The sequence below is a fragment of the Amycolatopsis taiwanensis DSM 45107 genome, from assembly GCF_000519205.1.
Classification (GTDB): domain Bacteria; phylum Actinomycetota; class Actinomycetes; order Mycobacteriales; family Pseudonocardiaceae; genus Amycolatopsis_E; species Amycolatopsis_E taiwanensis.
Genome location: NZ_KI912598.1, coordinates 314,594 through 326,296 on the forward strand (window position 1 = coordinate 314,594; position 11,703 = coordinate 326,296).

12 protein-coding genes are annotated in these 11,703 nt (G+C 68.8%); 10 read left to right on the forward strand and 2 right to left on the reverse strand.

Annotation, left to right across the window (positions count from 1 at the left end):
• The 5 genes from A3CU_RS0136295 to A3CU_RS0136315 all read left to right on the forward strand — a co-directional run bounded on the left by A3CU_RS0136295 (position 1) and on the right by A3CU_RS0136315 (position 5,399).
• Entirely contained in the window at positions 1-402 is a 402-nt protein-coding gene (locus A3CU_RS0136295) for a YraN family protein (RefSeq protein WP_043843724.1), read from the forward strand.
• Positions 402-1,913: a YifB family Mg chelatase-like AAA ATPase gene (locus A3CU_RS0136300; protein WP_027946360.1), complete on the forward strand. Its 1,512-nt coding sequence runs from the start codon at positions 402-404 to the stop codon at positions 1,911-1,913. The genes A3CU_RS0136295 and A3CU_RS0136300 overlap by 1 nt, the downstream gene beginning before the upstream one ends.
• Before the next feature lie 241 nt (positions 1,914-2,154).
• Positions 2,155-3,306 carry a DNA-processing protein DprA gene (dprA, locus tag A3CU_RS0136305; RefSeq protein WP_027946361.1) on the forward strand — a complete coding sequence of 384 codons (1,152 nt, stop codon included), beginning with the start codon at positions 2,155-2,157 and terminating at the stop codon, positions 3,304-3,306.
• 101 nt (positions 3,307-3,407) lie between these two features.
• Entirely contained in the window at positions 3,408-4,430 is a 1,023-nt protein-coding gene (locus A3CU_RS0136310; RefSeq protein ID WP_027946362.1) for a tyrosine recombinase XerC, read from the forward strand.
• Positions 4,431-4,451: 21 nt separating this feature from the next.
• Positions 4,452-5,399: a FliA/WhiG family RNA polymerase sigma factor gene (locus A3CU_RS0136315; protein WP_211246605.1), complete on the forward strand. Its 948-nt coding sequence runs from the start codon at positions 4,452-4,454 to the stop codon at positions 5,397-5,399.
• Between the two features lie 273 nt (positions 5,400-5,672).
• On the opposite strand, the gene A3CU_RS0136320 is transcribed toward A3CU_RS0136315, so the two are convergent.
• The gene (locus tag A3CU_RS0136320) at positions 5,673-6,182 is read right to left on the reverse strand and encodes a M23 family metallopeptidase (protein WP_084144135.1); all 510 of its coding nucleotides are present in this window, start codon (positions 6,180-6,182) and stop codon (positions 5,673-5,675) included.
• 366 nt (positions 6,183-6,548) lie between these two features.
• Between A3CU_RS0136320 and rpsB the strand changes: the two genes are divergently transcribed.
• The 5 genes from rpsB to A3CU_RS0136345 all read left to right on the forward strand — a co-directional run bounded on the left by rpsB (position 6,549) and on the right by A3CU_RS0136345 (position 10,599).
• Entirely contained in the window at positions 6,549-7,379 is an 831-nt protein-coding gene (gene rpsB, locus A3CU_RS0136325) for a 30S ribosomal protein S2 (protein WP_027946365.1), read from the forward strand.
• Between the two features lie 69 nt (positions 7,380-7,448).
• Positions 7,449-8,267, forward strand: coding sequence for a translation elongation factor Ts (gene tsf / locus A3CU_RS0136330; RefSeq protein ID WP_027946366.1), 819 nt, complete (start codon positions 7,449-7,451; stop codon positions 8,265-8,267).
• A gap of 88 nt (positions 8,268-8,355) precedes the next feature.
• Complete coding sequence (gene pyrH / locus A3CU_RS0136335) at positions 8,356-9,120, forward strand: UMP kinase (RefSeq protein ID WP_027946367.1); 765 nt, start codon at positions 8,356-8,358, stop codon at positions 9,118-9,120.
• 40 nt (positions 9,121-9,160) lie between these two features.
• The gene (gene frr / locus A3CU_RS0136340) at positions 9,161-9,718 is read left to right on the forward strand and encodes a ribosome recycling factor (RefSeq protein ID WP_027946368.1); all 558 of its coding nucleotides are present in this window, start codon (positions 9,161-9,163) and stop codon (positions 9,716-9,718) included.
• Positions 9,718-10,599, forward strand: a complete 882-nt coding sequence (locus A3CU_RS0136345; RefSeq protein WP_027946369.1) for a phosphatidate cytidylyltransferase — start codon at positions 9,718-9,720, stop codon at positions 10,597-10,599. The genes frr and A3CU_RS0136345 overlap by 1 nt, the downstream gene beginning before the upstream one ends.
• Positions 10,600-10,710: 111 nt before the next feature.
• Here A3CU_RS0136345 and A3CU_RS0136350 read toward each other — a convergent pair whose 3' ends face one another.
• Positions 10,711-11,550, reverse strand: coding sequence for a VOC family protein (locus A3CU_RS0136350; protein ID WP_027946370.1), 840 nt, complete (start codon positions 11,548-11,550; stop codon positions 10,711-10,713).
• Between the last annotated feature and the right edge of the window lie 153 nt (positions 11,551-11,703).

Sequence of the window (11,703 nt, forward strand, 5' to 3'; positions counted from 1 at the left end):
ATGAGCACTCTGGAGAGGTCCGCGGCGCGCGTCCCGGTCAAGGTGGAGGCCCCGCATCTGCGGCTCGGCCGGAGGGGCGAGGACCTGGCCGCACGGCATCTCGCGAAGCTCGGTTTCGTGGTGCTGTCGAAGAACTGGCGATGCCGCGAGGGTGAGCTGGACGTGGTGGCCACCGACGGGCGGACACTGGTGGTCTGCGAGGTGAAGACCCGCACCGGGCCGAAGTACGGGGACGGCGCCGAAGCCGTGACGGCGGACAAGATGGCCCGTATCAGACGCCTCACCAGCAGATGGCTGAGCGCGCATCGCGTCGGCTGGTGCCAGATCCGGTTCGACGTGATCTCGATCGTTCTGCCCGAAAATGGAGATGTCCAACTGCGGCACATCGAAGGCGCGTTCTGATGCCCATGGGACGCGTCTGGTCGGTCGCCGTGTTGGGCATCGACGGCCGGATTGTCGAGATCGAGGCCGACATCGGCGGCGGCATACCCGGCGTCACGATCGTCGGGCTGCCTGATGCCGGGCTCCGGGAGGCGAAGGACAGGGTGCGCTCGGCGGTGCGCAACTCCGAGGAGGAGTGGCCCGGCGAGAAGCTGACCCTGGGCCTGTCCCCGGCCAACCTGCCAAAGCTGGGGTCCGGTTACGACCTGGCCATTGCGGTCGCGATTCTCGCCGCGGCCGGGCGGGTGCCCGCGACCCGGCTGCTCGGCACGGTGCTGCTCGGTGAGCTCGCGCTGGACGGGCGGGTTCGGGAGATCCGGGGAGTGCTGCCCGGGCTGCTCGCCGCCCGTAACGCCGGGATGAAGCGCGCGATCGTGCCCGGACCCGCGCTGTTCGAGGCGGCGCTGGTGGACGGGCTGGAGGTATGGGGCGCGGCCAGGCTCCGCGATGTCACCGCGTGGTTGCGCGGCGAGAACACGCTGGCCCCGCCGGAGCCACCCGCCCACGTGGAGCCCCCGGACGTTCCCGATCTGGCGGACGTGGTGGGGCAGCCGGAGGCTCGCTGGGCGCTGGAGGTTGCCGCCGCGGGCGGTCACCACCTGTTGCTGACCGGGCCGCCGGGAGTCGGAAAGACCATGCTGGCCAGGCGTTTGCCCGGCTTGCTTCCCCCGCTGACCACACTGGAGTCGCTGGAGGTCACCGCCGTGCATTCGGTGCACGGGTCACTGTCCCGGACCTCGCCGCTGATCAAGATCCCTCCGTTCGTCGCACCGCACCACTCGGTCTCGGTGGCCGCTCTGATCGGCGGGGGCAACGGGCTCGCCGCGCCGGGTCTCATCAGCCGGGCACACCGCGGCGTGCTGCTGTTGGACGAAGCATGCGAGTACGGTGCGGACCGGCTGGACTCGCTGCGCACCGCACTCGAGGAAGGTGAAGTCCGGATCGCCAGGGCGAAAGGGGTGGTTCGCTACCCCGCTCGGTTTCAGCTCGTGCTGGCGACGAACCCGTGCCCGTGCGCCCCGCCCCGCGAGACCGACTGTTCCTGTTCGGCCACCGCACGCCGCCGTTACCTGAGCCGGCTTTCCGGGCCGTTGCTGGATCGCGTGGATCTCCGGGTGCGGATGCGGCCGATGACCGCGATGAGCACGCATGGCGGTGACCAGCCGGAAGCGACCGAGGTGGTCCGGAAACGGGTGCTCGCGGCTCGAGACCGTGCCGCGCGGCGGTGGGCCGAGCACGGGTGGCGGTCCAACGCCGAGGTCCCTGGCCCGGTGCTCCGGCGTGAGTTCGCCCTGCCGGGCAAGGTCACGGAACTGCTCGATCGCGGGCTCGATCGAGGGCTGGTCAGCGCGCGGGGCGCCGATCGCTGCCTGCGTATCGCGTGGACGCTGGCCGATCTCGCCGAGGCGGATCGACCGGACGGCGATCACGTGGCCGCGGCGCTGGAGTTCCGGGAACGGCGGGCAGCATGACGGCACCTATGTCCAGTCGCGGCAATCAAGGCGACCACCACGCGCGCCTTTGTCCCGCTATCGGGGCGGCGGGGCGCCTTGGTCGAGGACGTGGCTTGATCTCGAATGGAGCGCCCCGTCGGCACGATCGCGGTCGCGCGCAAACGCGCGGCGAAATCAGCATGACGGCACCTGTGTTGAGTCGCGGCAATCAAGGCGACCACCACGCGCGCTCTCATCAGGCGGTCGCGGAGAGCGCAACATGAGCGGGCTGGACGAGGAACGCCTTGCCAGGGCGTATCTGCTGCGGGTGGCCGAGCCTCCGGCGCCGGCCTTGCACGCGTTCGTCGCCGAGCAGGGTCCGCTGGCCGCGGCCAAGGCCGTGCGGGCTGACCACTGCCCGCCGCGGGTACGTGACGAGACCGCGGCGCGCCGGGACGTCGAGCGTGCGGAAGACGACCTGGCCGTGGCGGATCGGTTGGGCGCCCGGTTGGTCATTCCCGAGGACGACGAGTGGCCGGCGTGGCCGTTGCTGTGCCTGGACCAGGCCGGCCGGCGAGGTGTGCAGGGGATGGCGCAGCCGCTCGCGCTCTGGGTGCGGGGGGATGCCCGCCTGGACACCGTCACGGAGGCCGCCATCGCGGTCGTCGGGTCGCGGGCGGCAACCGGATACGGCGAGCACGTCGGGGGCGAACTCGCCTACGGCCTGGCAGGTCACGAGATCTCGGTTTTCTCGGGTGCCGCGTACGGAATCGACGGCGCGGCGCACCGGGGTGCGCTGGCTGGGTCGGGGGTGACGGTCGCCCTGCTCGGGTGCGGTGTCGACGCGGGGTACCCGGCGGGGCACGTCGCCCTGCTCAACAAGATCGCGGAAAGAGGCGGGCTGGTGGTCAGCGAGTACCCGCCGGGCACCTCACCGGCCCGCCACCGCTTCCTCGTGCGGAACCGGTTGATCGCCGCGCTCAGCCAGGGGACGGTGGTCGTCGAGGCCGGACGGCGCAGCGGCGCGCGCAACACCGCGACCACCGCCGGAGTGCTCGGCAAGGTCGTGATGGCGGTGCCCGGCCCGGTCACCTCGGCGATGTCTATCGGCTGCCACGAACTGATCCAGGAGTCCGGCGCGACCCTGGTCACCTCGATCGACGATGTCATCGCGCAGGCCGGCAAGCTGGGGGCGCTGCCTGGAGAAAGGGCCAGTGCCCGACGGCCGACCGACCGTCTCGGCCCGGACGCGCTCCGGGTCCATGAGGCATTGGACCGCGGGCAGGGCAAGTCCGCGGAAGAGATCGCGGCGGAGTCGGGAGTGCCACTGGTCCGGGTTCGCGCACTGCTTTCCGCACTCGAAATCGACGAGTTCGCGCAGCGCTGCGACAACGGATGGAAGCGCTCAGCCGCGCGTCGGGGCCGGAGGTAGGGGTCGCTTGCCGTCCGTCAAAGACGAGGGAGGTGAGGTGATCCTCTTTTCCTGCGTGGCGATACTTGACCATCAGGGCCGCTTCGCTCAGCGTGAAGACCATGTCACCGAAAGATCGGCACCGCCGGGTTGAGCTCAGCAGTGTCCGGGCTGCGCTGCCGGAGGACGCGCTCCGGCTCGTCGGAGATTACGAGCGCCACCTCGCGGTGGAGCGGGGCCTGTCCCAGCACACGGTGCGGGCCTACGTCGGCGATGTCGTGTCGTTGCTCGGATTCCTGCACGGGGTCACCGGGACGAATCCAGGAAGCGCGGTAGCCGAATCGGCGACCGAGACGCAGCGATCGCTCGATGGGCTGGACCTGGCGTGCCTTCGAGCTTGGCTGGCCGATCTGCTGGGTTCCGGCGCGAGCCGGACCACGGTGGCCCGTCGGGCGGCGGCTGCCCGGACGTTCACGGCGTGGGCGCGCCGGGAGGGCGTCCTGGCCGGCGATCCCGGGGCCAGGCTGGTGGCGCCTAGGGCGCAGCGCCCGCTGCCTGCGGTGTTGAAGACCGAGGAGATGGGCGAAGTGCTGCTGGCGTCTGCATCCGGCGCGGCGGAACTCCAGCCGGTTGCGCTGCGGGACCACGCGGTGCTCGAACTGCTCTACGCCACCGGTGTGCGGGTGTCGGAACTGTGCGGGCTCGACGTCGGCGACATCGAGTTCGACCGTCGGGTGGTGCGAGTCATCGGGAAGGGGGACAAGGAGCGGGTCGTACCCTTTGGTGTGCCAGCCGAACGTGCGGTGCGAGATTGGCTCGACAGTGGCAGGCCCGCCATCGTTCGCGGGGCGCGGAAACCCGAGAACGGCGCGCTCTTCCTCGGAATTCGCGGTGGCAGGCTCGATCCGCGCACGGTCCGGCGACTCGTGCATGACGCGATCGGGGCAGTGCCCGGGGTCACCGATTCGGGGCCGCACGGCCTCCGTCACTCGGCTGCCACCCACCTACTGGAGGGAGGCGCGGACCTTCGAGCCGTTCAGGAACTGCTCGGTCACGCTACGCTAGCCACAACCCAGATTTACACTCACGTGACAGTCGAGCGGTTGAAGGCGATCCATGACCAGGCACATCCCCGCGCCCGATGAGCGCGGGCTGGACCAGTCAGGATGGCGGCAGCCGACCGAGCATTGTCCGAGTCCGGAGACCGAACTGAGACCATCGCCGAGAGCGTCGACCGAGTGACAGCCGACCTGCGCCTGACCGAGACCGACCGTTCGGATGGCAAGCCGAACGGCGATCGTGCCGTACCCGCGAAAGCCGAGCGGTCCGGCACGGGCAAGACGGCGCCGAACGACGTCGAGGCGGGGATCCAAGCCCTGTGGCGAGAGTTCCGCGCCTGCCCGAACCAACGGCTGCGGGAACGGCTGGTGCTGCATTACGCGCCGCTCGTCAAGTACGTGGCGGGTCGCGTGGGCACCGGGCTGCCCACCCACGTGGACGTGGGCGACCTCGTGCAATCGGGCATCTTCGGACTGATCGATGCCATCGAGAAGTTCGAGCCCGAGCGCGGCCTGCGTTTCGAGACCTACGCCATGCAGCGCATTCGTGGAGCGATCCTCGACGACCTCAGGTCCCAGGACTGGGTGCCGCGGGTCGTGCGCAGCCGCGCCCGGGAGGCGGAGCGGGCGATGGAGCGGCTGGGTGCGCGCCTGCACCGGACCCCCACGGACACCGAGGTGGCGAACGAACTCGGTATCACTCTCAGCGACCTGCGCGACCTGTACCGCCAGTTGCGCCTGACCAGCGTTGCCGCGCTGGAGGACCTGATCGCCGCGGGCAAGGACAGCGGCTCACTGGTCGACACCCTGCCCGACGACGGTGCGGTCGACCCGGTCGCCGTCCTGGTCGACCGGGACAACCGCAGACAGCTGGCGGAGGCCATCGCACAGCTCACCGAGCGCGACCGCATCGTGGTCAGCCTCTACTACTTCGAAAGCCTCACCCTCGCCGAGATCGGCAAGGTGCTGGGTGTCACCGAATCGCGGGTCAGCCAGCTGCATACCCGCGCGGTGCTGCGGCTCCGCGCCCGTCTAACCGAGCAAGCCAGCGTCTGACAGATTGATACAAAGTGGTTTGCGTGGCGGTGCGGGTAGCGGAACTTGAGACGTCTGTGTTGTCTGGGGGTGCAACCCCCAGGCCCCGACTGGGGGCAAGCCCCCAGACCTCTTTCGTTCCGGGATCGCCTCCTCATGAATGTCCAATTCTCTACGTCGGCACTGTCCTCGCGAGAAGACGTCTGAGAATTCGGCTGCAGAGTGCAAGTGGACGGCCCGCAGCAAGCGGCTTCGCCGCTTATAAAGGCGGCCCAGGTAGGTTCGTAGCGAGGGTTAGGGGCCGTTCCAGGGTTTCAGGCGGATTACCGACTCGGTGCGGATCAGGCCGGCCGGGTCGAGGTACTCGTCGCCCCGCCGCACGCCCCAGTGGAGGCAGGCGGCGACGGGGCAGCCCGGATGGCCGGGATTCACGGTCCCGATGGGCTCGCCGCCATAAACCTGTGTCCCGGCCGTGACCGTCGCGGTCACCGGCTCGTAGGTCGTGCGCAGGCCGCCGTCGTGGTCCACGGACACCACGGGAGTCCCGGCCACGAGCCCGGCGAACACGACCACACCCGGCCCGGCGGCGAGCACCGGCTGACCGGGCGTGGCCGCGAGGTCGAGGCCGCGATGGCCGGGGCCGTAGTCGCTGGCCGGTGCCTGGAAAGGTCTGGTCACCTTCGGCGCCGGGTCCAGCGGCCAGGCGAACCTCGGTGGCCCGGCCGAGGTCCCCGCCGCGGCCGGGTACGGAACCACGGCCACCGCCAGGACAGCGAGGGCCAGCAGGGTTCTGACGACGATCACCTACCCACTGTGGCCGGGCGGACGCCGGGACGGGAGAGCAACCCGAAATCTGTGGACAACCGGGGCCGATGTGGATAACTCGGCTGGTTCGCGTTGCCCGTGCTGAACGCCGCAGAGGCCGGGCGTACACTATTCGCGCGGTCTGTGTGAGCACAGGCTGACTTCGCGTGTACGTGCAGGTTCTTCGTTCCAAAGTGTTGTTGGTTCGCTGAACGCACGACGCCCGGCGGTCCTCGGTGCACGGTCATCGGGGTCCGGGCGCCGGCACGACACCAGGGCCGCCGGTCACCCGGCCGACGGCGACAAACCGACCATGCGGGCCGGGGCACCCGGCGCGCTCAACACAGAAGAGGTGCGAATCCGGCCATGGCCGTCGTCACCATGAAGCAGCTGCTCGATTCCGGTGTGCACTTCGGACACCAGACCCGGCGCTGGAACCCGAAGATGAAGCGCTACATCCTCACCGAGCGCAATGGCATCTACATCATCGACCTGCAGCAGACGCTGACCTACATCGACCGCGCGTTCGAGTTCATCAAGGAGACCGTCGCGCACGGCGGCACGATCATGTTCGTCGGCACCAAGAAGCAGGCCCAGGAGGCGATCGCCGCCGAGGCACAGCGCGTGGGCATGCCCTATGTCAACCAGCGCTGGCTGGGCGGCATGCTGACCAACTTCCAGACCGTCCACAAGCGGCTGCAGCGGCTCAAGGAGCTCGAATCGCAGGAGCAGACCGGCGGTTTCCAGGGGCTGACCAAGCGTGAGGTGCTCACGCTCACCCGTGAGAAGGAGAAGCTGGAGAAGACGCTCGGCGGTATCCGCGACATGGCGAAGGTGCCCAGCGCGGTGTGGATCGTCGACACGAAGAAGGAGCACATCGCCGTCGGCGAGGCCCGCAAGCTGAACATCCCCGTCGTGGCGGTGCTGGACACCAACTGCGACCCGGACGAGGTCGACTACCCGATCCCGGGCAACGACGACGCGATCCGCTCGGCCGCGCTGCTCACCAAGGTTGTCGCCGAGGCGGCCGCGGCCGGTCTGCTCGCCCGCTCGGGCCGTAACGGCGCCGCGCCGGAGGGCCAGGACAAGCCCGAGCCCAGCGTGGCCGCCGACGAGCCGCTGGCCGAGTGGGAGAAGGACCTGCTGGCCGGCAGCGAGGGCGGCGGCGAGGCCAGCGCTCAGGCGGCCTCCTCCTGATTCAAACCCGCGCGGCCGGCCCAGCCGGCCGCGCGGCACAGCAACTTTCCGAAGGGAACGCAACTCACCATGGCGAACTACACCGCGGCTGACGTGAAGCGTCTCCGCGAGCTCACCGGCTCCGGCATGATGGACTGCAAGAAGGCGCTGGAGGAGTCGGGCGGGGACTTCGAGAAGGCGGTCGAACTGCTCCGCATCAAGGGCGCCAAGGACGTCGGCAAGCGTGCCGAGCGCGCCACCGCCGAGGGCATGGTCGCCGGCGAGGGCGGCGTGCTGGTGGAGCTCAACTCGGAGACCGACTTCGTCGCCAAGAACGAGCAGTTCCAGGCGCTGGCCGACAAGATCGTGGCGGTCGCCAAGACCGTTCGCACCAGCGACATCGAGAAGCTGTCCGGGGCCGAGATCGAGTCGGGCAAGACGGTCGGCGAGGCGGTGCAGGAACTGGCCGCGCGGATCGGCGAGAAGCTGGTACTCCGCCGGGTCGTCGCCTTCGACGGCAAGGTCGAGACCTACCTGCACCGGCGCGGTGCCGGTCTGCCGCCCGCGGTGGGCGTGCTGGTCGAATACACCGGCGACAACGCGGAGGCGGCCCGGGGCGCGGCCCTGCAGATCGCCGCGCTCAAGCCGAAGTACCTCACCCGTGACCAGGTGCCTGCCGACCTCGTGGAGGCCGAGCGCCGGATCGCCGAGGAGACCGCGCGCGCCGAGGGCAAGCCCGAGCAGGCTCTGCCGAAGATCATCGAGGGCAAGGTCAACGCCTTCTACAAGGACATCGTGCTGCTGGACCAGCCGTCGGTGACCGACAACAAGAAGACCGTGAAGCAGTTGCTCGACGCGGCGGGCGTGACCGTCACCCGGTTCGCCCGGTTCGAAGTCGGCCAGCAGTAGCAGGCGCTCGTAGCCAACCGTGCCCCGTCTCCCGGCAGTCTCGGGGACGGGGCACGATTACGAGCGAGGATCAACGGGCGGAGGCGGGATGAAGGACGACAGGGCCGGCCAGGGCTACCAGCGGGTGCTGCTGAAACTGGGTGGCGAGATGCTCGGTGGGGGATCGCTCGGGGTGGACCCGGACGTCGTGCACTCGGTCGCCGCGCAGATCGCGGAGGTCGTCCGCGGCGGCGTGCAGCTGGCGGTGGTCATCGGCGGCGGCAACTACTTCCGTGGCGCCGAGCTCTCCCAGCGGGGTATGGACCGCGACCGTGCCGACTACATGGCGATGCTCGGCACCGTCATGAACTGCCTTGCGCTCCAGGACTTCCTGGAGAAGGAGGGCGTGCCGACCCGGGTACAGAGCGCGATCACCATGGGCCAGGTCGCCGAGCCCTACATTCCGCGGCGGGCCGAGCGGCACCTGGAAAAGGGCCGGGTGGTCATCTTCGCCGCCGGGGTGGGAATGCCGTACTTCTCCACCGACACGGCGGCCGCCCAGCGGGCGCTGGAGATCGGCTGCGAGGTCGTGCTGATGGCGAAGGCGGTCGACGGGGTTTTCACCGCGGACCCGAAGACCGACTCGAGCGCGAAGATGTTCGACGAGATCACCCACCGCGAGGTGCTCGAACGTGGCCTCAAGGTGGCCGACGCGACGGCCTTCAGCCTCTGCATGGACAACAACATGCCGATCATCGTGTTCAACCTGCTCACCGAGGGGAACATTGCTCGTGCGGTGAGTGGTGAGAGGATCGGCACGCTGGTCAGCACCCCGCCGGGGACCCAGGCCCCGGCAAGTGGTGGGATCGCATAGGACGACGAGACATACTACGAATAGCCAATTGGGAGTAGCCGTGATCGACGAGACCCTCCTCGATGCCGAGGAGAAGATGGAAAAAGCGGTGTCCTTCGCCAAGGAGGATCTGTCGTCGGTGCGGACCGGTCGGGCCAACCCGGCGATGTTCTCCCGGGTCATGGTGGAGGCATACGGCGCGACGGTGCCGCTGAACCAGGTGGCTAGCGTCAACATCCCCGAAGCCCGGATGGCGGTCGTCAAGCCGTATGACCAGAGCCAGCTCGGCGCGATCGAGCGGGCCATCCGGGACTCCGATCTCGGGGTGAACCCGAGCAACGACGGCACCATCATCCGGATCGTCATCCCGCAGCTGACCGAGGAGCGGCGGCGCGAGATGGTCAAGGTGGCCAAGGGCAAGGGCGAAGACGCCAAGGTGCACATCCGCGGTGTCCGCCGCAAGGCCAAGGAGGAGCTGGACCGCATCGCCAAGGACGGTGAGGCCGGCGAGGACGAGGTCGCGCGCGCGGAGAAGGAGCTGCAGAACCTTACCGACAACTACGTGGGCCAGGTGGAAGAGCTCGTCAAGCACAAGGAAGCCGAGCTCCTCGAGGTCTGATGGCCCAGGTGAGTGAAGAGCAGGGGGAGGTCGTGGCACCGACCCCGGAGCCGGCCGAACCGGCGAGGAAGACCTCGCGCGCCGGCCGCAACCTGCCGGCCGCGATCGCGGTCGGTCTTGTGCTGGGGGCGGCGGTCCTGATCTCGCTGCTCACCGTGCGCTACGTGTTCATCGGGGTCATCGCGGCGGCGATCGCGGTCGGCACCATCGAGTTCGCGCAGGCGCTGCGACGGGCCGCCGATATCCGGATCGCGCTGATCCCGGTGCTCGTCGGCGGCCAAGCCATGATCTGGCTGACCTGGCCGTTCGGTCGCGAAGGCGCGCTGGTCGCGTTCGCGGTCACCGTGCTGGTGTGCCTGCTGTGGCGGCTACGAGGCGGTGCGGAAGGCTACCTTCGCGACGCGACCGCGTCGGTCTTCGCCGCGGCCTACCTGCCGCTGTTCGCCTCGTTCGCGGCGATGCTGGTGACGCCGGCCAACGGCGTGGGCCGCGTGCTCACCTTCCTGATCGGCGTGGTGGCCTCGGACACCGGCGGATACGTCGCCGGTGTGCTGAAGGGCAAGCACCCGATGGCCCCGTCGATCAGTCCGAAGAAAACCTGGGAGGGCTTCTCCGGTTCGATGATCGCCGGTGTCGCCGCGGGAGCGCTGAGCGTTTACTTCCTGCTCGATGGATTCGCCTGGCAGGGCGCCATCTTCGGCGCCGCCATCGTGCTCACCGCGACGCTCGGTGATCTGGTCGAGTCGCTGATCAAGCGGGATCTCGGCATCAAGGACATGGGCACGATGCTGCCCGGCCACGGCGGCCTGATGGATCGTCTCGATTCGCTGTTACCGTCGGCCGTCGTTTCGTGGGTGCTGCTAACCGTCTTCGGCCACTAACGTCCGAAATGGATAGTCTGCTGGAAGTGGCTTGGTTAGCGGTGCGGGTAGCGAAACCTCAAGCGGCCTCGCCGCTTTGGAAAACACAACTTGGGTTCGTCACAAACTCAGTTAGTCGTCGTAGGGGTCGTCGACTTCGGCGCGGCTCCAGTTCTCGGCCGTGACCGAGCGGTCGACGATGGAGAAGATCGCGCCCGTCGGGTCGGCGAGGTGCGCGATGCGTCCCCACGGTGAGTCGTAGGGTTCGATCAGGACCTTCCCGCCGAGCAGGAGCGCATGCCCGGCCGTGGCATCCGTTCCGCGCGCGTGATCGATTTCGAAGTAGACCACCCAGTGCGGGGCCGTGTCGGGGTGGTATTCGGGTCCCATCACGTAGCGGTACAGCAGCGGCTGCTGATTGAGCCGCCAGGCCACGTAGTCGATACTGCGGCCGTTGCCGATCCGGACGGCCTTGTAGTTGAACAACCGGCCGAAGAAGTGGTCGGTGGCCGCACCGTCGCGGGTGTTGAGGTCGGCGCTGGAGAAGGTGTTGGGCAGCCCGGAAACGAAGTCCCAGTCCGGCGGTGGTTGCCAGAGCACCACCGGGGCGCCGCTCGGGTCGATCGCGTGCACGACGCTGCCGCGGCGGGGAACGTCGACCGGTCCCAGCATCAGCTTCCCGCCGAGGTGCTCGATCCTGGCTGCGGCGTTGACAATGCTGGGCACCGAGATCCGGACCGTCCACCCGGTCGGCCAGCCCGCCCATGCATGGTAGAGACCGCTGGCGTCGAACGTCTCCAGGGACGCGGTCAGGTAGCGGCCGTTCGGGGTGGACGGGTCGCGGTCAAGGTGGTAGGTCCAGCCGAACAACCGGCCGTAGAAGTCCCGCGTCACGGCTTCGTCCGTGGTGGCGAGTTCGACCCAGCAGGGAACACCGGAGGGATTGGAGGTCGCGGGGATGTCGATGGACATGTTCGCCTCCCCTCACGAGGAGAAACAGTCTGTTTTATTCAGAACGTGTTCGGGTAGCCAGGCCGTGACTTTTTCCTCGTCGGCTGCCGGTTGACCACGATGGCGGCCTGCCTTCCCGCCCATGTGCAGCGTTGTGTTGTGTCAACCAGCGTG